Annotated in this window: 20 protein-coding genes and 1 tRNA gene; 9 read left to right on the top strand and 12 right to left on the bottom strand. The window is 53.8% G+C overall.

What is annotated here, in order from left to right:
- Nucleotides 1-71: 71 nt before the first annotated feature.
- From MKY96_RS03090 to MKY96_RS03075, 4 genes are read left to right on the top strand one after another with little or no spacing between them, the layout of a single operon-like run.
- The gene (locus tag MKY96_RS03090; protein ID WP_340938567.1) at nucleotides 72-1,535 is read left to right on the top strand and encodes a spore germination protein; all 1,464 of its coding nucleotides are present in this window, start codon (nucleotides 72-74) and stop codon (nucleotides 1,533-1,535) included.
- Between the two features lie 41 nt (nucleotides 1,536-1,576).
- Entirely contained in the window at nucleotides 1,577-2,782 is a 1,206-nt protein-coding gene (locus MKY96_RS03085) for a Ger(x)C family spore germination protein (protein WP_340938565.1), read from the top strand.
- On the top strand, nucleotides 2,779-2,988 hold the full coding sequence (locus MKY96_RS03080; protein WP_340938564.1) for a hypothetical protein: 210 nt from the start codon (nucleotides 2,779-2,781) through the stop codon (nucleotides 2,986-2,988). The genes MKY96_RS03085 and MKY96_RS03080 overlap by 4 nt, the downstream gene beginning before the upstream one ends.
- Nucleotides 2,989-3,022: 34 nt before the next feature.
- Nucleotides 3,023-4,123 (top strand): GerAB/ArcD/ProY family transporter, encoded by a 1,101-nt coding sequence (locus MKY96_RS03075; RefSeq protein ID WP_340938563.1) that lies wholly within the window; start codon nucleotides 3,023-3,025, stop codon nucleotides 4,121-4,123.
- Between the two features lie 107 nt (nucleotides 4,124-4,230).
- Here the strand turns inward: MKY96_RS03075 and ispG are convergent, their stop codons facing one another.
- From ispG to MKY96_RS03050, 5 genes are all read right to left on the bottom strand, one after another.
- Complete coding sequence (gene ispG, locus MKY96_RS03070) at nucleotides 4,231-5,376, bottom strand: flavodoxin-dependent (E)-4-hydroxy-3-methylbut-2-enyl-diphosphate synthase (protein ID WP_340938562.1); 1,146 nt, start codon at nucleotides 5,374-5,376, stop codon at nucleotides 4,231-4,233.
- Between the two features lie 130 nt (nucleotides 5,377-5,506).
- Nucleotides 5,507-6,763 (bottom strand): ATP-dependent Clp protease ATP-binding subunit ClpX, encoded by a 1,257-nt coding sequence (clpX, locus tag MKY96_RS03065; protein ID WP_036697574.1) that lies wholly within the window; start codon nucleotides 6,761-6,763, stop codon nucleotides 5,507-5,509.
- A gap of 12 nt (nucleotides 6,764-6,775) precedes the next feature.
- Nucleotides 6,776-7,366 (bottom strand): ATP-dependent Clp endopeptidase proteolytic subunit ClpP, encoded by a 591-nt coding sequence (clpP, locus tag MKY96_RS03060; protein ID WP_340752026.1) that lies wholly within the window; start codon nucleotides 7,364-7,366, stop codon nucleotides 6,776-6,778.
- Between the two features lie 282 nt (nucleotides 7,367-7,648).
- A complete protein-coding gene (tig, locus tag MKY96_RS03055) occupies nucleotides 7,649-8,992 on the bottom strand; it encodes a trigger factor (protein WP_340938558.1) in 1,344 nt (447 codons plus the stop codon).
- A 95-nt stretch (nucleotides 8,993-9,087) separates the two neighbouring features.
- Entirely contained in the window at nucleotides 9,088-10,017 is a 930-nt protein-coding gene (locus MKY96_RS03050) for a hypothetical protein (protein WP_340938556.1), read from the bottom strand.
- A 153-nt stretch (nucleotides 10,018-10,170) separates the two neighbouring features.
- Between MKY96_RS03050 and MKY96_RS03045 the strand changes: the two genes are divergently transcribed.
- A tRNA-Arg gene (locus MKY96_RS03045) sits at nucleotides 10,171-10,244 on the top strand.
- Nucleotides 10,245-10,718: 474 nt separating this feature from the next.
- A complete protein-coding gene (locus tag MKY96_RS03040) occupies nucleotides 10,719-10,904 on the top strand; it encodes a hypothetical protein (RefSeq protein ID WP_340938553.1) in 186 nt (61 codons plus the stop codon).
- Nucleotides 10,905-11,733: 829 nt separating this feature from the next.
- Here MKY96_RS03040 and MKY96_RS03035 read toward each other — a convergent pair.
- The 7 genes from MKY96_RS03035 to MKY96_RS03005 all read right to left on the bottom strand — a co-directional run bounded on the left by MKY96_RS03035 (nucleotide 11,734) and on the right by MKY96_RS03005 (nucleotide 18,041).
- Nucleotides 11,734-12,120 carry a hypothetical protein gene (locus MKY96_RS03035; RefSeq protein WP_340938552.1) on the bottom strand — a complete coding sequence of 129 codons (387 nt, stop codon included), beginning with the start codon at nucleotides 12,118-12,120 and terminating at the stop codon, nucleotides 11,734-11,736.
- Nucleotides 12,113-12,919 carry an RQC-minor-1 family DNA-binding protein gene (locus tag MKY96_RS03030; RefSeq protein WP_340938550.1) on the bottom strand — a complete coding sequence of 269 codons (807 nt, stop codon included), beginning with the start codon at nucleotides 12,917-12,919 and terminating at the stop codon, nucleotides 12,113-12,115. The genes MKY96_RS03035 and MKY96_RS03030 overlap by 8 nt, the downstream gene beginning before the upstream one ends.
- Before the next feature lie 248 nt (nucleotides 12,920-13,167).
- Nucleotides 13,168-14,049 (bottom strand): phosphate ABC transporter permease PstA, encoded by an 882-nt coding sequence (pstA, locus tag MKY96_RS03025; protein WP_036726033.1) that lies wholly within the window; start codon nucleotides 14,047-14,049, stop codon nucleotides 13,168-13,170.
- Nucleotides 14,049-14,993, bottom strand: a complete 945-nt coding sequence (gene pstC / locus MKY96_RS03020; protein WP_340938547.1) for a phosphate ABC transporter permease subunit PstC — start codon at nucleotides 14,991-14,993, stop codon at nucleotides 14,049-14,051. The genes pstA and pstC overlap by 1 nt, the downstream gene beginning before the upstream one ends.
- A 91-nt stretch (nucleotides 14,994-15,084) precedes the next feature.
- On the bottom strand, nucleotides 15,085-15,948 hold the full coding sequence (locus MKY96_RS03015; protein ID WP_340938545.1) for a phosphate ABC transporter substrate-binding protein: 864 nt from the start codon (nucleotides 15,946-15,948) through the stop codon (nucleotides 15,085-15,087).
- Nucleotides 15,949-15,992: 44 nt separating this feature from the next.
- On the bottom strand, nucleotides 15,993-17,426 hold the full coding sequence (locus MKY96_RS03010; RefSeq protein WP_340938543.1) for a stalk domain-containing protein: 1,434 nt from the start codon (nucleotides 17,424-17,426) through the stop codon (nucleotides 15,993-15,995).
- Between the two features lie 171 nt (nucleotides 17,427-17,597).
- Nucleotides 17,598-18,041, bottom strand: coding sequence for a hypothetical protein (locus MKY96_RS03005; RefSeq protein WP_340938540.1), 444 nt, complete (start codon nucleotides 18,039-18,041; stop codon nucleotides 17,598-17,600).
- 184 nt (nucleotides 18,042-18,225) lie between these two features.
- Here MKY96_RS03005 and MKY96_RS03000 point away from each other — a divergent pair, with 184 nt between their 5' ends.
- Genes MKY96_RS03000 through MKY96_RS02990 form a run of 3 tightly spaced genes read left to right on the top strand, consistent with a single transcriptional unit; the run spans nucleotide 18,226 to nucleotide 20,735 of the window.
- Complete coding sequence (locus tag MKY96_RS03000) at nucleotides 18,226-18,957, top strand: ABC transporter ATP-binding protein (RefSeq protein WP_340938537.1); 732 nt, start codon at nucleotides 18,226-18,228, stop codon at nucleotides 18,955-18,957.
- A complete protein-coding gene (locus tag MKY96_RS02995) occupies nucleotides 18,954-19,991 on the top strand; it encodes an ABC transporter permease (RefSeq protein ID WP_340938535.1) in 1,038 nt (345 codons plus the stop codon). Before MKY96_RS03000 ends, MKY96_RS02995 begins: the two co-directional genes overlap by 4 nt.
- Before the next feature lie 57 nt (nucleotides 19,992-20,048).
- Complete coding sequence (locus MKY96_RS02990; protein ID WP_340938534.1) at nucleotides 20,049-20,735, top strand: TetR/AcrR family transcriptional regulator; 687 nt, start codon at nucleotides 20,049-20,051, stop codon at nucleotides 20,733-20,735.
- Nucleotides 20,736-20,751: the final 16 nt, after the last annotated feature.

Below are 20,751 nucleotides of genomic sequence, written 5' to 3'. Positions count from 1 at the left end.
TACCGGGCAGTCTATTGCATACGATTTCCACAATCGGAAAGACTATACGGGATGATAGGAGGCGAATGAACATGACACAGCTGGAGAACGCAGGCTCGCCGCAGGAGAAGCTGCCGGATTCTATGTCCGCTTTTGTAGAGGGGACACAGGCCCGTCTGGGTACAAGTACAGATATCATCTACAGATTCATTACACTCGGACCCTCGTCCGTGGTGGTTGTATATATTGAAGGAATGGCTGATCCGCAAGCTCTGATGGAGGCCATTCAAGAAGACGAAGACCGGTTCAATGAGTTCAGTGAACCGCAGCCGGAGCGCTGCCTGAAGCTGCTGCAGGAAAGAACAATCTCCCTCGGCAAAGTTGGAGAGATTACTAATTATACAGAGGTAGAGACGGAGCTGCTGGCAGGCAACTCGGTCATCTATATCGATGGAAGCACGAAGGCGTTGTCTGCCGGTACAGAAGCGCTGAAGCAGCGTTCAGTGGAAGACGCGGTTTCCCAATCCGTAGTAAGAGGGCCGCGTGAAGGCTTCACCGAATCCCTGCGGGAGAACACGGCTCTGATCCGCCGGCGTATCCAGAACCCCAAGCTGCGTATTGAACAGCGGAAGCTTGGAGAGCAGACCCAGACCAATGTCGCGGTGATGTATATTGAAGGCAATGCCGATCCCGAAGTGCTGCAGGAGCTGCGCAGGCGGCTGGATGCCGCTAAGCTCGACAGTGTGCTGGAGAGTAACTATGTTGAAGAGATGATTCAGGACCAGCGCTACAGCCCCTTTCCGACTGTGTATAATACAGAACGCCCGGATGCTACCGCCTCTGCACTGCTGGAAGGCCGGATCGCCATTCTGGTGGAGGGGACCCCGTTTGTCCTGGTGGTTCCGGCGCTATTGGTGCAGTTCTTCCAGTCGAGTGAGGATTATTACCAGCGGAGTGATTTTGCCAGTCTGGTCCGGATGCTCCGGTTCTTCTGCTTTGCCATCGCCCTGCTGACTCCCTCCTTCTATATAGCGATTACTACCTTCCACCAGGAGATGATTCCCACCACTCTGCTGATCAGTCTGATCGGACAGCGTGAGGGAATTCCTTTTCCGGCCTTCCTGGAAGCCTTCATCATGGAGATTACCTTCGAGATTCTGCGTGAGGCCGGCATCCGTCTGCCCAAATCGATCGGCCAGTCCGTGTCCATCGTCGGAACGCTGGTGATTGGTCAAGCGGCGGTCGATGCAGGACTCGTCTCGGCGGCTATGGTTATCGTCGTATCCATTACAGCCATTGCCAATTTCGCCTTGCCTGCCTTCAATGTGGGAATTTCCGTGCGAATGCTGCGGTTTGTCCTGATGGTCATTGCCGCCTCCTTCGGTTTATTCGGAATCATTATTGCCTTGATTATTCTGGGATTGCATCTGTGCAGCCTTGAATCTATGGGCATTCCTTACATGACCTCGTTTGCCCCCATCCGCTGGCAGAGCCAGAAGGATACGTTCATCCGCTTATCCCGGCGCACCATGAAGAAGTATTTTGGGCAGAATTAGCAGGTTGACATGAACTCTCTTCAACGAAAGGACTGCTGGCCATGTGGAGAAAATTCCTGTGTATCCTTCTGATCATCAGCCTTACCTTGCTCACCGGATGCTGGAGCCGCAAAGAGCTGAATGATCTGGCTCTCGTCATGGCGCTCGGCATTGATCTCGATCCGGGCGGCTATGCCGTCACCGTTCAGGTGATGAATCCCGGGGAGGCGGGCAACCAGAAGGGCGGCAGATCCGGGGGGATGCCTGTGGTTACCTATCAGACCATTGGCAGAACTGTTCCCGATGCGTTGCAGCGCATGCTGAGCATGACTCCGCGTATGCTGTATCTGGCCCATATCCGCGTGTTAGTCATCGGAGAGGCCTTGGCACGCAGAGGAGTCAGCGATGTGCTGGACTTCATCTCACGCAACCATGAGCTGCGTACCGATTTCTTCCTGCTGGTAGCGAAGGAATCCAAGGCTTCCAAGATACTGGAAATCATCACTCCATTCGAGCATATTCCGGCGAACTCCCTGTATTCTTCTATTCTGGTCTCGCATAAAAAATGGGCAGCTACCGGGAAAGTGACCCTCCAGCAGTTCATTACCGAGCTTGAGCGCGGCGGCTCCAATCCGGTGATGTCCGGTGTGCAACTGAATGGGGGCGGGCAGAATGGAGGGTCCGTGAACAATGTGGATACGATCCGCCCGAAGACCATGATCGAGCATGCGGGAATCGCAGTGTTCAAAAAAGACAGGCTGGTCGGCTGGCTGGACGAGCCTGGCAGCAAAACGGTCAACTATGTCCTGGATGAGGTAGACTCCACAGTTAGCAATGTATCCATTCCCGGAGGCGGGCTTGCAGGCTTCATAATAACCCGTTCAGACAGCAAGCTGGACGTCCGGCTAGATACACAGGGCAAGCCTGAGTTTACGGTAAAGCTAAATATAGAAGCCAATCTTACCACGATTCAAGGCAAGCTTAATCTGAATAATCCGGCCAGTATTGAAGATATTCAGAGGAATCTGGAGCAGACTTATGACCTCAGCCTCATGCAAAATATACGGAAGGTCCAGCAGAAATACGGCGCTGACATCTTCGGCTTCGGCGAAGCCCTGCACCGGAAGTATCCCCGTCTGTGGCGAACATACCGCGAGCATTGGGAGGACAGCTTCAGAACCGTCAAGGTTAATGTACGTTCCAAGATAGTCATTCAGCGCATCGGTTCGGTCATCCAACCCTTGAACCAGGAGATGGAGGAAAAATGAATTGGAATCTGATTCTGCTGTTCTTTCTGTTACTGGTGTTGATCCTGAAGACACCTGCCGTAATCAGGCTACGGTCACTGCGGGATGCGGCCGCCTTCTATAGTCTCTGGAGTCTTACTGTTGCGGCAACCGTACTGGACATGGCAGACCTGCCTCAGTTCAGGCCGCTCGACTGGGTACGCAGTCTCATGCAGCTTCTGTCCTGAAATAACTTTCAAGAGAGAGGGAGTGAACTACCCTGTGAAGAATCGTTCGGGTATTTCCTTACGGCAGTTCTATATCATGACATTCGGACTCACCATCGGAACCTCCATTCTGATCATCCCAAGCGGACTGGCGCATACTGCGAGAGAAGATGCCTGGATCGCTGCACTTTGCAGCCTCCTGATGAATCTGGTTATGGTCATCCTGTATCTCGCGGTTGCCCGCTTGTATCCCGGCAAAGATCTCTACGAAATACTCGAAGCTGGTTTCGGCAAATGGGTTGGCAAAATCATCTCGTTACTGTATCTGTTCTATTTCATGATTCTCACCGGCACGCTGCTGGGCGACCTGGGCTTCTTCATCACCAGTGAGATTCTGCCCGAAACACCGATTGAAGCGGTCCAGATTATCTTCCTGACCGCTGCCATAGTAAGTGTCAGTTCAGGGATTGTCGTATTTGCCAGAGTATGCGAATTATTATTCCCCTGGGTGCTGTTCCTGTTCCTGATTCTGGTGCTGGCCCTGATTCCCAAAATCGAATGGAATCATATCAAGCCGGTCCTGGAAGGGGGCTTACCTCCTGTCCTCCTCGGCGGCTATCAATCTGCTGTGTTTCAGGAGCTCATCGTGCTGATGACCTTCCTGCCACTCGTCAGGAAGCCAAAAAGCGGGGAGCGGGCCTTTCTGCTGGGCACGTTCACAGGCGGCATGGTCCTTAGCCTCATTGTGCTGCTCAGCTTGCTCATTCTTGGGATTGAACAGACGGAGAACAGCACCTTCCCCGCCTATGCTCTCGCCAAGACGATTAATATCGGAAATATTCTACAGCGGGTCGAAGGCATTCTGATCACCATTTGGGTACTGACCTTTTTCATCAAAATCTCGTTGCTCTACTTCTCCATTCTGAAGGGGCTGCAATCCGTCTTCCATCTGCGGAAGCAGGACTATCTCATCTATCCCTTGGCTGTATTGTTCATCATCATCGCTTGGAATACCTATATCAACACCGTTTATATCAATGAAATCATTGCAAAGGTATGGGGGAATTTCGCGTTTATCTTCTTGGTACTTCTTCCGCTGCTGCTCTATGGGCTAACTTTGCTGAAGAAAACTATTCATCGGCTCCGCACAAAATAAGCGCCCCGCCACAAACGTCTGATCAAACAGACTTCTGCAGCAGGGCGCTTCAAGTACATGGACATAATTATAATTAGGACAGGGTTCGTGACGAACGGGGCGTTCTGTTAATTCCCGTTCTCCGAATTGCTGAGCGCAGCGGCCGGAGCCAGTCCGGCATGACTGCGGCCGGGAATCTCACCAGTCGCCTCAAAATGCTCCACAATAATGTCAATCTCCTTCTTCAGCTCAGAGACCAGCTCCGCCTCAGGCACCTTGCGGATCATCTTGCCGTAACGGAACAACAGCCCTTCTCCGCGCGCACCGGCGATGCCGATGTCCGCTTCTCTGGCTTCCCCCGGACCATTCACCGCACAGCCGAGGACTGACACCTTAATCGGCACCTTCAGCTTGGAGATGTACTCCTCCACTTCGTTCGCAATCGAGAAGAGGTCAATATCCAGGCGTCCGCAGGTCGGGCAGGAGATCAGAGTTGCCGCATTCGAGATCAGACCGAAGGTCTTCAGCAGTTCTCGCGCTACCTTCACTTCCTCCACCGGATCAGCACTCAGGGAGATCCGCACTGTACTGCCGATGCCCATGGAGAGCAGCGCGCCGATCCCGGCGGAGCTCTTCACTGTTCCGGCGAACAGAGTACCGGACTCGGTAATCCCCAGATGCAGCGGATAAGGAATGACCTCCGCTGCCTTGCGGTAGGCTTCGATGGCCATTGGCACATCGGACGCCTTCAGCGATACGATAATATCGTGGAAGTCCAGCTCCTCCAGAATGCCGATATGGTACAAGGCACTCTCAACCATCGCCTCCGGTGTAGGATAACCGTATTTCTCCAGCAGGTGATTCTCCAGTGAACCGGCGTTAACCCCGATACGGATCGGTATTCCCTTCTCCTTACAGGCCTTAACGACAGCTTCCACCTTATCACGGCGTCCGATATTGCCGGGATTGATCCGCACCTTGTCGATGCCGTTCTCAATCGCCAGCAGGGCCAGCTTGTAATTGAAATGAATATCCGCTACGAGCGGGATATGAATTTGATTTTTGATTTCCTTAATCGCTGCTGCCGCTTCTTCATTGTTGACCGTTACCCGCACGAGCTGACAGCCGGCTTCCTCCAGCCGCAGAATCTCGGCCACGGTTGCTTCCACATCAGCGGTCTTGGTCGTACACATGCTTTGGATGGCAACCTCGTTGTTACCCCCGATAATCACTCCGCCAACATTGACGGGACGGGTCTGGTGTCTCAGGAACATGGTTTTCTCCCCCATAACGATCAAAGCTCCACCCTCTCCGCCCCCGCAGGTCATGCGGGGTGTGCGGGAGAAAGTGGAGACCCTGAGCTGTATTGTTAAGCCGCATCAGGCCTGGTTATTTAAGCCTGGCTTACGCGCTTTCTTCTTTTTTCTTATCCTTCTTGAGACTAAGCTCCGGCAGGGACTTCTCCTTAACAACCTGCTCGGTAATGACACAATCCTTAATGTCATCACGTGAAGGCACCTCGTACATCACATCAAGCATAATGCTCTCGATGATGGCACGCAGTCCACGGGCACCGGTGTTGCGCTTGATCGCTTCCTTCGCAATCGCTTCAAGAGCAAGCGGTTCGAACTTCAGAGCTACATTATCCATCTCCAGCAGCTTCACATACTGCTTCACGAGCGCATTCTTAGGCTCGGAGAGAATACGCACCAGGGTGCTCTCATCAAGCGGCTCCAAGGTCGAGATAACTGGCAGACGGCCGACGAACTCTGGGATAAGACCGAACTTCAGCAGATCCTCAGGCAATACCATGGACAGGTATTCACCGGCCTTGAGGTCCTTCTGCCCTTCAACCGCTGCGTTGAAGCCGATGACTTTTTTGCCGATACGGCGCTTGATCATCTGCTCCAGGCCGTCGAAGGCACCGCCCACGATGAACAGAATGTTCGTCGTATCGATCTGGATGAATTCCTGATGCGGGTGCTTGCGTCCCCCTTGCGGCGGAACCGAAGCAACCGTACCTTCCAGAATCTTCAGCAGCGCCTGCTGAACGCCTTCACCGGATACGTCACGGGTAATGGACGGGTTCTCTGATTTACGCGCTACCTTGTCAATTTCGTCTATATAGATAATGCCGCGTTCGGCTTTCTCCACATCATAATCAGCCGCTTGAATCAGCTTCAGGAGAATATTCTCAACGTCTTCACCGACATAACCGGCTTCCGTAAGGGAAGTGGCATCTGCAATGGCAAAAGGCACGTTGATGATCTTCGCCATCGTCTGCGCCAGCAGGGTCTTACCGGAGCCTGTAGGTCCGAGCAGCAGAATGTTGCTCTTCGTCAGCTCCACATCTTCAATCTTGCTCTGGCTGTTGACACGCTTGTAGTGATTGTATACAGCGACGGAGAGCGATTTCTTCGCTTGCTCCTGGCCGATCACGTATTGATCCAGAATATCACGGATTTCCTTCGGCTTCGGAATATCCTTCATATCCAGCTCTTCCTCGTGGCCAAGCTCCTCTTCCACAATCTCTGTGCACAGCTCGATGCATTCGTCACATATATAAACACCAGGTCCCGCTACGAGCTTACGAACCTGCTCTTGTGATTTGCCGCAAAAGGAACATTTCAATTGTCCTTTTTCATCATTAAATTTAAACATCTTACCACCCCTTTAAGATATGATCGGTGAAGAGAGTACTTGGTCAATGAGCCCGTATTCCTTCGCTTCTTCCGCGCTCATGAAGTTATCGCGGTCTGTATCCCGTTCGATTTTGTCAAGGGGCTGACCTGTGCGCTCTACATAAATCTGATTCAGCTTCTGTCTCGTCTTGAGAATCCAGTCGGTATGAATCCAGATGTCGGACGCCTGCCCCTGAACGCCGCCGAGCGGCTGATGAATCATAACCTCGCTGTTGGTCAGCGCATATCGCTTGCCGGGCGCTCCGGCTGTCAGGAGCAATGATCCCATACTGGCGGCCATCCCTACGCAAATCGTTGAAACATCCGGTTTGATATATTGCATCGTATCATATATACCCATGCCGGCTGTCACAGAACCACCGGGCGAGTTGAGGTACAAGTGAATGTCTTTTTCGGGGTCATCTGCTGCCAGGAACAGCAACTGCGCAATAACCAGATTGGCGACATCATCGTCAATCGCACTGCTCAGGAAGATGATGCGATCCTTGAGCAATCTGGAATAGATATCGTATGAGCGTTCTCCCCGGCTTGTCGTTTCCACAACCATTGGTACCAGACTCATGCCACCAACCTCTTTTCTCTATACAGATTAGTCTTTCCGTTTCAGAAATATTTTAACACGTTCAAAGCGGGATGTCATTTATTCACTGGCTCCCTAAACCGCATTGTTCATGTGCATGCCATTATAACGCAATTCCACGGACAATGCCAATTGAAGGGTTCATGATATGTACTACTAAACGCCCGGCCCCCGATAAAAATAAGGCACGTAACAAAAACTTACGTGCCTTATCAAATCTCTATGGAGGCTAATGGATAGCCGTTCTAGGTAAAGGATTGAAGCTTACTCAGCCTTTGCTTCTTCTGCTGCCGCTTCTTCTGCAGGTGCTGCCGGAGCTTCAACTTCCACGCTGTTGCTAACGAGGAATTCGATGGTCTTGCGCAGGGAGATCTCATCGTTCAGGCTGCTCAGGGAACCGTTGGCTGCCAGAATGCTGCGGATTTCTTCAGGAGTACGCTTGTAAGCTTCAGCCATAGTAGCCAGCTCTTGCGTAACTTCTTCTTCCGACACTTCGATCTTCTCTTCCTTAGCAATAACTTCCAGAACAAGGTTGTTACGAACGCGCTTCTCAGCATCGCCCTTCATTTGTTCCTGCAGGTCTTCACGAGTCTGGCCCGAGAAGCTGAGGAACATATCCATGTTCATGCCCTGCTGGCGGAGACGGGTATCGAAGTCACGAACCATGTTCTCTACTTCGCTGGCGATCATGGCCTCAGGAATTTCCACTTCAGCATTTGCTGCTGCTGCGTCAACTACTGCGGATTCACGAACGCTCTTCAGTTCTTCCTGCTTGCGGGATTCGAGCTGTGCCTTCAGATCTGCCTTGTATTCTTCCAGAGTGTCGAATTCACTAACATCCTTGGCGAATTCATCATCCAGCTCAGGAAGCTGTTTGCGCTTGATTTCGTGCAGCTTCACTTTGAATACAGCAGCTTTGCCTGCCAGTTCAGCAGCGTGGTAAGTCTCAGGGAAGGTTACTTCAACATCCTTGAAGTCTCCAGTGGACATGCCCACTACCTGCTCTTCGAATCCTGGAATGAAGGAATTGCTGCCCAGCTCCAGGGAATGACGCTCAGCCTGTCCGCCTTCGAATGGAACGCCGTCAACGGAACCGTCAAAATCAATTACTGTGATGTCGCCGTTCGCTGCTGCTCCTTCTTCAATGACAACAAGCTCAGCGTGACGCTCTTGCAGACGCTTCAGTTCAGCATTCAGCTCTTCGTCAGTGACTTCTGCCTTCTGTACTGGAACTTCCAGACCTTTGTACTCGCCCAGCTTCACTTCCGGCTTAACTGTGATCTTCGCTTTGAAGATGAACGGCTGGCCTTTGGCGAATTGCTCGATGTCCACTTCAGGACGGTCTACAGGGAAGATGTCAGTCTGTTCAACGGCTTCGCCGTAAGCTTCAGGAAGAAGAATGTCGATAGCATCCTGATACAGGCTTTCAACACCGAAACGGGATTCAAAAATCGGCCGCGGTACTTTACCTTTACGGAATCCAGGTACGTTTGCTTTCTTTACCACTTTATTAAAGGCTTTGTCGAGTGCTGCAGCTACGCGATCTGCTTCTACTTCGACTTCAAGAACTCCGAGGTTCTTCTCTATCTTTTCCCAAGTTGCTTTCATAATATACTTTTCCCTCCAAAAATAGGTTACATGTTTACTTAAATAGTCCAACATTTCACGCACAGAATAACCACTATATTATATACAACATTACTTTATTTATCAAGTAGAGAACTCTTCACGAATCCCCTGAGCGAACGGTAGGCCCCCTCAAATTGGAAGCGCATGCTATCGGTAATGCCGTACATCCCCCGTGTTTCCTCTTCTTTGCGGTTCCCGTTCAGGCTCTCCGACACCATCTGGTGCAGAGCCCCCGCCCAAATATCCAGCTGCGAATACTCCCCGTCCAGCAGCTTGCGGTAATCCCCCGTCCCGTAGATGGACATGACGAACTGCCCCCACAGCTCCTGGGCAAAATAATACAGCGTCGGCTCATGCACCTCCGCCTGCTCCGCCACCCGTTCCAGCACCTGGCTGATCTGCGGCGGGAACTCGTCGCTGTACAGCGGCACGGTCTCGATCTCCACCTCAGCGGCCTCATGGCCCCGGCTCAGCCTGATTGCCCCCTGAGCCCCTCTGCGCCGCAGCGTCTGCAGCGTGCGGAACTGCAGCAGCGGATGCACTTCGGCCTGCTGCAGCCAGCCGGTCAGCGCTTCATCCACCCCGCTCCCTTCTAGGTAGGAGAGCTGCTCCAGCGCCAGCACCGTCGCTTCAGACAACGGTTCGTTCATCACCCGCTTCAGCAGCTTATCCGGGTACTCCGCGTCCTCCTCCAGCTTGGATCTGGCCAGAATCCGGGCCATGTCCTCTTCCCCCAGATCCATCTCCTCCGCATCCGTGGCACCTTCCCCGTCACCGCCCTGCGCCGCGTGGGGGAAGGCTGCCGCCAGCCAATCCAGCAGCGACCGCCATTCCTCGTAGTGCCGCTCTTCCTGTCCCTGGCACTGCAGCAAAAAACGCAGCAGCTCCATCGCTTCCCCGTAACGTTCATTCTCCAGCATAACTGTGAGCTGAATCTGGTAGTAATCCAGGGTCTTGGGAAACAGCACGATGTTCTCTTTGGCGGGGGAATTGAATTGATTCATGAGGGCACCTCCTTTTCTCCGAACTGTAATCGCTTCTGAACCTTAATCAATTGTAGATTATAACATATCCCTGCACGGTTTCAAAAAAACAAGTTGAAAAAGTTAACTATGTATGATAACATAATTTTTGCTTGCTTTTCAGTCAGTGTTCATGTCCCGGTAGCTCAGTTGGATAGAGCATGCGCCTTCTAAGCGCACGGTCGGGGGTTCGAATCCCTTCCGGGACGTCAAAACAACAGCCTTCCTTCGGGAGGGCTGTTTTGTCGTCCGGGGGGAGTCTTAGTTTTGAGCGGGATGTACTTTGGCGCTTGGGTGGACGCTGCGCGAACGGACCGTTGTTACAATCGCTGTTGTCTCCAGATTTTATTTATTTCCCTAATCGGTAAAAATCCGGAGACAAAGGCGACCGCTATCGCTTTTCCACAATCGTTCCGTCCTCTCCGCTGTTTGAGCGGGAAATGACCTTCACAGACCCTCCCTCACTCTTTAGTAGTGGAGGAAGGGAATCCTGCACGTACTATGCGGACTGGAGATCCCTTATTCCGGCGGATCACGCCTATCCGCAGGGTCATGCGGACTCAGAGGCCGTTAAGTAACCTGTTTCTCCGCACTTCCTGCTCGAATGCACAGTTTAACGTCCTCTGAGTCCGTTTAAGAACAAAAAGTTGGTTTTTTCGGCGAATAGCGTACCCTCAGTCCGGATGACTCAGCTGCTGGCTACATTCTATTGGTTCACTTTGTTGTCCACGTTGAACCGGCTACCTGGGGAGGATGCCGGAGTAACAGCGAACCGTGCACGTACCGTGCACGTACTATGCGGACTGGAGATCCCTTATTCCGGCGGATCACGCCTGTCCGCAGGGTCATGCGGACTCAGAGGCCGTTAAGTAACCTGTTTCTCCGCACTTCCTGCTCGAATGCACAGTTTAACGTCCTCTGAGTCCGTTTAAGAACAAAAAGTTGGTTTTTTCGACGAATAGCGTACCCTCAGTCCGGATGACTCATCTGCTGGCTACATTCTATTTGTTACCCTTGTCGTCCACGTTGAACGGGCTACCTGGGAGGATGCCTGAGTAACAGCGAACCCTGCACGAACCCTGAGCACATTTCGCGGACTGGAGATCCCTTATTCCGGCGGATCATGCCTGTCCGCAGGGTCATGCGGACTCAGAGGCCGTTAAGTAACCTGTTTCTCCGCACTTCCTGCTCGAATGCACAGTTTAACGTCCTCTGAGTCCGTTTAAGAACAAAAAGTTGGTTTTTTCGACGAATAGCGTACCCTCAGTCCGCATAGCTCAGCTGGTGGCTACATTCTATTCGTTCACTTTGTCGTGCACGTTGAACCGGCTACCTGGTGAGGATGCCGGAGTAACAGCGAACCGTGCACGAACCGTGCATGTACTATGCGGACTGGAGATTCCTTATTCCGGCGGATCATGCCTGTCCGCAGGGCCATGCGGACTCAGAGGCCGTTAAGTAACCTGTTTCTCCGCATTTCCTGCTCGAACGCACAGTTTAACGTCCTCTGAGTCCGTTTAAGAACGAAAAGTTGGTTTTTTCGACGAATAGCGTACCCTCAGTCCGGATGACTCAGCTGCTGGCTACATTCTATTTGTTACCCTTGTTGTCCACGTTGAACCGGCTACCTGGTGAGGATGCCGGAGTAACAGCGAACCGTGCACGAACCGTGCATGTACTATGCGGACTGGAGATCCCTTATTCCGGCGGATCATGCCTGTCCGCAGAGCTTGTTATTACATAATGTGTAGAATAACGCTGTTCCATCGTTGGATCTCCGGTCTTCGAGAAGCGAAGAGGACGCTTGGGGCCCTTTCCCCTTTTGACATAAGCGGTATGGGATGGCTTCAGTTCATGCTCCCGTGCCTTCTGACGGATCAGTGAGAGGATGAAGTTGAACTGCGACAGATTGCCGCGAAGGACCCTTTCCAGATAAGGAACTTTGCCCAGACGCCACTCTTCTACCTGTTCAGGACTGACTGCTCCAAGTCTGAGGAAGACCTCCAACGGAGCGACAACGCCCTTTCCTGCAATGAGCTTCTTAACAATTTCGCCCACTTTCTTGTTCAATTCCTGCCTATTCATGCATGCCGTCCTCCGTATTCCTGCAACGCCCGCACTTCTCCGGGAAGTAAATGCCATCTGCCCGGTAGTAGCTAAAATCAAGGTGATCGAACACAAACGGCTCCCCGCATTCCTGACATGCCAGCAAAACATGATCACGCGGGCGTATAATAAGCAATTGCGCTCTTTCCTCCAGCAGTTGCTGCCACGCTGTTTCATCCATCTTGTAGCGCATTCTAAGGTCTGCAATTAGCTGGCGGATTTGAGTCTGTACCTTCTGAAACTCTATCGCTTGCCACTGCTCCAGGAAAGGGATGTATTTCTGATCGCCGGCACACAGGATTTTGAACAGAAACAACAGAATCATGCCCCGGTTCCGTTCCTTCAGATACTCCATACTGACCGGCGTGATCCCTTGGTCCAGCCACTTCTCCCATTCCCGCAGCAGCTCCTCTGCCGCCCGTTCCCGCCGGACAGTCCAGCCGTAGACGGTGAACTCGATCATGGGAAGCTTCCCGTACAACCCTCTCTTCAGGTACCCGGCTTCTATGAGGACGTCCACCTTCTCCATGGTCTGCTCCATCGTCAGTTCGCGGTAAAAGCCATAGGCGGGCGTGTGATCCAGGCCGAGCTCGAGCAGCTTCTTCTCCTTCGAGCCCTTCAGGATCTTGGCCAAAAGCGTACGCCCTCCTGCACCGATAATCTCATCAGCTGCCTGCAGAATGGCAAGCAGCTCCGGTCTCGGCAGCGGTGTATTTAATGGATACGCGGTCGTCTGCTTCCGCTTCGGCTTACGGCGGCTCTTCTTCTGCGTACTCACAGAGTTCTTCCTCCTTGTCCTTATCATGGGCACAGGCTAGTCCAGCCTGCACTTATTTTATAGCCGAATTATAACATATCCAGACCCGGAAACAGGAAATTCAGGGTGAATTACAGCCCTTCCCTGAGCACTCCGAAGCTCCCTCCATTACACAGCAAACAGGCTGCCCGCCATGGATTGTCCATAGCAGAGCAGCCTGTTCTTACAGGGTTATAGCGATAGCGTGAATCCGCGCATCCGTATCCCTCTCAGCGTCCCCGGCGGCGGTTGCCCAGCCACAGCGGGAAGCGGAACATGAAGTTGATCAGCAGCACGACAAAGACCAGCACGGCGGCAGACTTATCCGCGATTTGCCGCGCATCCTCGACAATGGCCTCAGATTGCACGTACCACAGATGTACGGCCAGGGTCTCGCCCGGCGAGAACAGGTTGAAATCCCACATCTCGCCGGAGGTGCTGAGTCCGGCGGTCAGGATGATAACCGCCGATTCCCCGAAGGCGCGGCCGGCCACCAGGCAGACGCCGGTGACGATGGCCGGAAGGGCTACCGGCACGACAACCTTGCGGATGACATGGAACTTGGTCATGCCGAGGGCATAGCCGGCTTCACGGATCTCGCCGGGTACCGCGCGCACCGCTTCCTCCGTGACGCGAGCCAGCATCGGCAGATTCAGCAGCGCCAGGCTGACTCCCCCGCCGAGGATCGTTAAGCCAACACCGAAGTACTCGGCGAAGATCGCCAGGCCCAGGAGGCCGAACACGATGGACGGCACCGAGGACAGGGATTCCACGCAGATGCGCAGCGCGCCCGTGAAGGCATTATCCGGCGCGTACTCCGCCATATAGATCCCTGCCCCGATCCCGATCGGAACGGAGATCAGGAGGGAGATGAACAGGATATAGAAGGAATTGAACAGCACGGGACCAATCCCGCCGCCGGGATCGATCTCCTCCGGCTGCTTGAGCAGGAAGTCCGGTCTGAGCGAAGGCAAGCCTTTGCTTAGAATGGTGAACAGCAGCCAGAAGATCAGCAGCATGACCAGAACGCCCAGCGTATAGAAGCCGATGGTCGCCAGTTTATTACGCCGCTGGGCTCTGGCCGTATGGCGTGTGCGCGTGAACCCGTTCATCAGGCATCCCTCCGTTTGCGGCCCAGGAGCCGGATAATCAGAATCAGTACAAACGAGATCAGCAGCAGCAGGAAGGCCATCATATGCAAGGAATAGTTCCAGGTGGAGTCGAACTCCACGTTGGAGATCTGCATCACGATATTACTGGTCAGCACCGAGGTGGGTGCGAACAGGCTCTTCGCCAGCTGCGGCGTATTGCCGATGACCATCACCACCGCCATGGTCTCCCCGACTGCGCGGGTCATGCCAAGAATGACCGCCGAGATAATGCCCCGGCTGGCAGCGGGCAGAACGACGCGCATAATGACCTGAAGCCGGGTCGAGCCGAGCGCATAGGCAGCGTCACGGTATTTGCGCGGAACAGCCACAATCGCATCATCGCTGATCCGGCAGATGGTCGGCAGCACCATCAATGCCAGCACGAGTGCGGCGGCAAGCAGTCCGTCCCCGAGACCTTCTCCGCTGACTCTGCGCAGGAAGGGCAGCAGCACGGTCAAGCCCAGATAGCCGTATACAATAGAAGGAATGCCGACCAGCAGATCAAGCACCGGACGGATGAAGCTCTTCAGCCAATTCGGGGCAATCTCTGCACAGAGCACAGCCATCCCGACCGAGATGGGCACGGCGATGACCAGGGTCAGCGCGGTAAGCGACAATGTATTTACGATGAAGGCGGCGGCGCCGAAGGCATCCTCTTCCGGCGTCCAGTTGAACGAGAAGAAGAAGTCCTGCGGGGAGATGCGGGTGAAGAGCAGCAGCGCCGTTTTGCCAATGAATACAATAACTAGTCCCAGCACAAGACAGAGCGCAAGGATGCTGAATAAGAAATAATAACGGGAGATGCTGTTGCCCAGCAGATGTCTGCGGTGCCGCTTGGTGTTACGTTTAACTTCCTCTAGGCTTGTCTGTGTCTTTGCTGTCAGGCCATGAACCGGTGCCCCCATACTTTCCCTCCTGTAAGAGGCCAACCCCGTAGTTCCCGGAGCTGGCCGCTGTTACCTATCCATCTATTAGGCTTGCTTGTCTTGAGTGATCTTAGGATTGCATCGCAGAGATTGGAATGAACTTAAGCTTCTTAAGCGAGCCCTGCTGGAACTTCTTGCTCTGTACATATTCGATGAATTCTTTGGTCGCGCCGGTCGGCTGGCCCTTCGTCATGTAGTAGCCGTAGGCCCAGATCTTGTACGAGCCGTTGATCACGTTATCCGTAGTAGCTTCCACACCATTGAACTTTACAGCCTTGATATCATTGCCGGTTACATATACAAGGTCGATGTAGCCGATAGCGTTAGGCGTTGTACCTACAGCTGTTTTCATGTCGCCGCTGGAGCCGGTTTCCTTGTAGTTCTTCTCTTTCTTCACGATATCTCCGCCGCCCAGCGCCTTGGCCTGATAGTTCACGCGCGTACCGGAGCCGAAAGCACGGGTGATCACTACGATATTCGCGTCCGATCCGCCGACCTCTTTCCAGTTGGTGATTTTACCGGCGTAGATGCCTTTAAGCTGCTCTGTAGTCAGGTTGTCGACTCCGACATTCTTATTAACGATGGTTGCAAAAGGAATCACCGCGACCTTGTTCGCCACCTGTCCGTCAAAGGCCTTGAAGCCCGGAACATCAATGCTGGCATCCCAGTCGCAGGCTCCGATATCGGCAATCCCCTTCTTCACGGCCTGCGGTCCGGTCACGGAGCCTTTGCCGGAAGCGGCGATCTTCACTTTAGGGTGCAGCTTCTGGAATTCCTTAGCGGCCTGCAGCGTCAGCGGAAGCAGGGCCGTAGAACCGTTAACGGTAATTTTACCTTTGAGGCTGTCCGCTGCTGCGGCTACCCCTGCAAAGGATGCGGTAACCGCGATCACCGCGGTAAGTGCTGTAACTGTGAATTTTTTGAACATCTTCATGTCTGAATTCTCCTCCCGGCGGTGTGCGCCGATAAATGTTGTAATTAATTAGCAGCTTCCGGTGAGACTGACAATTGCAGCGCTTTGCCGTTCTGAATGACCAGTACCTTGCCGTCGCTGATAATAGCCAGCTTGCTGCCGTCTGCCGATACCGCCACTTCCGATACATCTTCAGCTGTCCGGTACAGTTCAACTGGAGCTGCACTGCCTGCAATAGAGTAGATTACCGTGCTGCCGTCCGCTGTAGTCCCGGAGACCACAAGGCCCGTGCTAACCCCTATGGACCAGTTCACCTCTGCACCGAGGGCAACATCTGTGCTTTTACCGTCTGCTGCAATCAGCTTCAGTGTGTTAGCCGCATTGCCGTCTGCATCTGCACTCAGGTAGGACACGCTGCCGTCTGCCAGAATCTCAGGATACAGCTTGTTGTCAGGCGTAGTAGTCAAGGCTGCCGGCTTCGCGCCTTTGGTCGTAAGATCCAGCTTATAGAGCTGTTCTCCGGCCTTGCTGAAGTCTACAGTAAGTGAATCTTCTGTGCTGTCGGCATCATTCTTCGCGGTACCGGTGATATTGACGATGTACACTGCACTTTTGCCGTCTGCCGATATGCGAAGCTCCGATTTGTTCTCCACTTTATCCTCAAGCAGAGCCTTGATCTCTCCGGTCTCTACTGAAATCTGTGCCAGCTTCTCCTGCTTGTCGCCCTGGACGAAATAGAGCGTCTTGCCGTCACTGGACCACACGATATCTGTCTTCACGCTGGTGTCCTTGCCGAGCGGACTGATTAAGCCGGTGGACAGGTTGATCAGCTTCAGCTGGCCGGTCTCATCGCTGAACGCGCCCCACTGCTGGTCGGCGGAGACTGCGAAATCCACCGCGCCTTCGACGGAAGAGAACAGATCATAGTTGCCTGGAGTCTGGGTGAATTTATAGAGCAGGGTGGATTCAGCGTCGTTTCTGTTCGCAATCAGGCCGCCGTCAGCGCTCCAGTGAAGAGTATCGAATGAACCGGCGGGTCGGGCAAAGCTCAGAATCGTATGGGTATCGGCCGCAAGCTCACCGCCAAGCGCCGTAACCAGCTTCGTCAGCTCCACATACGTTTTGCTGTTACGTACAACCGGGGCCACTGTGAATTCCAGGGTTTCGCCATCCACCTGATAGCTTTTCACGCCAGGCTGGAGCTGTACACTATGTAGACCTTTGCTGTCATTCAGCTGGATTCCGCTGCTCCCGTGCACAAGTCCTGCTCCCAGCTCTGCGGCTACCTGGCTCAATGAATAGAGCTTGTATCCGCCGCTGTTAATGGTGCTGAGTGTAACCGGCGTACCGTTGATGCTCCAGGACATGCTGCCCTCTACGGCTGCTGTTTTCACAGCTGCGGCACTTACTTGGCTGCTTGTGGCCAGAACACTAACAGCTCCCCCTGTTACGAGAAGTGCAGAAGCCAGAGCCGCGCCGATCCATTTACTATTCTTCAATTAGATTCACCCTTTTCCTATAGGTAACTGCTAATGTTATTTTCGTCTACGAGTGTCAATTCTGTTGCGCAGGAATGTTATGGAAATATTAACTGTAAAAATAATTACAAGCCCAAACCAAAGAAGACCCGCCCGGGAACCCTCCCGGACCGGCCTATTGTAAATCCTGTGTTAATTCACAATCCACGTCACGATAATCTCATTCCCGCCGCGCTCTGATTCCGAGGGACTGCCAATAATAGAATACGAATATGAGCCGTTCACTTTGCCGTTAATCAGCAGGTTATGGCTGTCGACAAGCTCTGTACCGAGTTCCAGCTCCTTCTCTCTTACATACTTCTGATATGTAGTTCCAAGAGCGGCCATGCTCTCCTTCGTCTGATAGATCAGCATGGAGGATTTCTTCCCCTCTGACTGTTCACCTTGGGTAAAAGTAATACCTGCCCCTTCGGGAATCGGCAGATCCTCCGGCAAATATTGCCTTGCCTCCGTCTTCTCGTCTGCCAAGGTATGAAACCGTCCGCCACTGCCAGACTTGTCCGCATCGCCGCAGCCGCTAAGTCCAGCCGCAGCCAGCAGAGCTGCCAGAGGAAGGAGCAGCTTATGTCCTGCCATAATTCCACCGCCTTTAGTGAATTGGGTTTCAGGATGCCGGTAACCATAGGATGTTCCTTTTATTACCCGGATAAAGAGCAGGAGTAACGGATAATCCTTACAATTTTATTTACTTTTGAGTAGGGAATCATTAGTATAATGAGTGAGCGCTCACTCATTATTATGGCGGATGGAGGAGATTGGTATGGATGAGGGGAAGCCTGTCATTGCGGTTACTCATGTGAACCGGGCTTTTGGCGATAAAACAGTGTTGAAGGATATTACGCTTCAGGTGAATCAGGCAGAGACCTTCGGGATTCTGGGGCCATCCGGCTCCGGCAAAACCACGCTGGTCAAGCTGCTTACGGGCATAGACGAGGTAACCTCCGGTGAGGTCACCGTGCTGGGGGTGCGGATGCCGAAGCTTGCCATGCTCCAGCAGATCGGATATATGGCCCAGTCGGATGCCTTGTATAACGAGCTTAGCGCCAAGGAGAATCTGGAGTTCTTCGCTGCTCTGTATGGCTTGAAGGGCGGCAACCGCACACGGCGGATCGGGGATGTGATGGAGCTGGTGAACCTGCAGGAGCATCTGCGGAGGCGGGTGGACCAATATTCCGGCGGCATGAAGCGCCGGCTGTCCCTGGCGATTGCCCTGCTGCACGAGCCGCCGCTGCTGCTGCTGGATGAACCGACCGTCGGCATCGATCCGGTGCTGCGCCAGTCCATCTGGAAGGAGCTGAAGGCGCTGAACCGCAAGGGAACAACGATTGTGCTGACCACTCATGTGATGGATGAGGCGGAGAAATGTGACCGGCTGGCGATGATCCGGGACGGCGTGCTGCTGGCGGCTGATACTCCGGCCGGACTGCTTGAGGCTACCGGCACCGCCAGCATTGAAGAAGCCTTCCTCTGCTATGGAGGTGTACGCCGATGAGAATCCGGGCCATTACCCTGAGAATTCTGCAGCAGTTCATTCATGACCGGAGAACCATGGCGCTCATGTTCATCGCTCCCCTGCTGGTGCTTAGCCTGATGAGCCTGGTATTCGGCAGCGATGCCTATGAGCCTAGGATCGGCGTCTCGGAAGGTGCGGCAGGGTTCAGTTCAGCGCTGGAAGCCCAGCAGGCTGAGGTTACTAGCTATGCGGATGAAGCATCCGGGCATGCCGCCCTGAGGGCGGGAGACATCGATGCTCTCCTTACAATGAAGGGAGACGCTCCTGCTGTTGTCCTTGAAGGCAGCAATCCGGCGGCTAACCGTGCTGTGATCATGGCGCTCCAGGAAGCTGCGCAGAGCCTCCGGCCGCCAGCTCCGGGCGGCGGACAGCTCCAGCCGCAGATCAGCTACCTCTACGGCGCGGAGGATATGAAGACGATCGACCGCTTCGGCCCGATTATGATCGGAGTGTTCGTGTTCTTTTTCGTCTTCCTGATTGCCGGTGTCTCCTTCCTGCGGGAACGGACCACGGGCACGCTGGAGCGTCTGCTCTCCACCCCTCTTAAGCGATGGGAGATCGTGACCGGGTATGTCTGCGGCTTCGGCATCTTCACCGTCTTCCAGGCTCTGCTGATCTCCTGGTTCTCGATCCAGGTGCTGGGAATTATGATGACAGGCAGCTTCGGCTACGTGCTGCTGATGACGCTGCTGCTGTCGATGTCGGCGCTGACGCTCGGCACCTTGCTCTCGGCGTTCGCCGCCAATGAGCTGCAGATGATCCAGTTCATCCCCCTGGTCATTGTGCCGCAGATCTTCCTCAGCGGATTATTTCCGCTGGATACCCTGCCGCTCTGGCTCCAGCGCATTGGACTCGCCACCCCCATCTATTACGGCGCTCAGGCGCTGATGGACATCATGCTGCGCGGCAAAGGCTGGACCGACATCGCCCCGGATGTGCTCGTGCTGGCCGGCTTTTCCCTGCTGTTCATGCTGCTGAATGTGCTGGCGCTGCGCAAGCACCGGCGTATGTAAAGGGGGAACAGGCTATGGTACACTAGGAGGAACTGTAAGAGTCTGGAGGTTCTATTGATGGAGAATAACCCTGCTGCCGATCAGGGGCAGCTGGAGCAAGACCAGTGGGTCCAGGAGCTGCTGGACCTCAGCGAGAAGGAGCAGGTCACGCCCAAGCAGCTGTCGATTCTGCGGGCGGCGATTGATGTTTTTGCAGAGAAGGGATTCTCGGCGGCCGCCACCAGTGAGATTGCCCAGAAGGCCGGCGTGGCCGAAGGCACGATCTTCCGTTATTACCGGACCAAAAAAGATCTGCTGCTCGCCATCGTTGTGCCCACCATGAGCCGGATGATCGCCCCGTTCGTGCTGCGCAACTTCAGCGGTGTGCTGGATGTGCCGTTCGAGAGCTACGAAGCCTTCCTTAAGGCCTTCATGGTGAACCGGCTGGAGTTCGTCCGCAGGAATCTGAAAATCGTCAAAATTCTCATTCAGGAGATCCCCTTCCAGCCTGCGCTGAAGGAGCAGCTGACCGAGAATATCTTCGAGCAGGTTCTGGCGCGTGTCACTGCAATTACCGAGCATTTCAAGGCGAAAGGTGAAGTGATTGATGCGCCCACTCCTGCGATTATCCGCTTTACCATCTCCGCGATTGCCGGATACCTGCTGACCCGGCTGGTGCTGATGCCGGAGCAGGACTGGAATGATGAGGCAGAGATTGAACAGACAATAAGCTTCATTCTGCACGGGATCGGCGGGAATGGATAATCTTTAAGTACGATAT

Origin of the sequence: Paenibacillus sp. FSL R7-0302 (assembly GCF_038006885.1) — a bacterium.
Lineage (GTDB): Bacteria > Bacillota > Bacilli > Paenibacillales > Paenibacillaceae > Paenibacillus_AQ.
The sequence above is the reverse complement of the archived record's forward strand: the minus strand, read 5'-3'. Positions and strand labels throughout refer to the sequence as shown.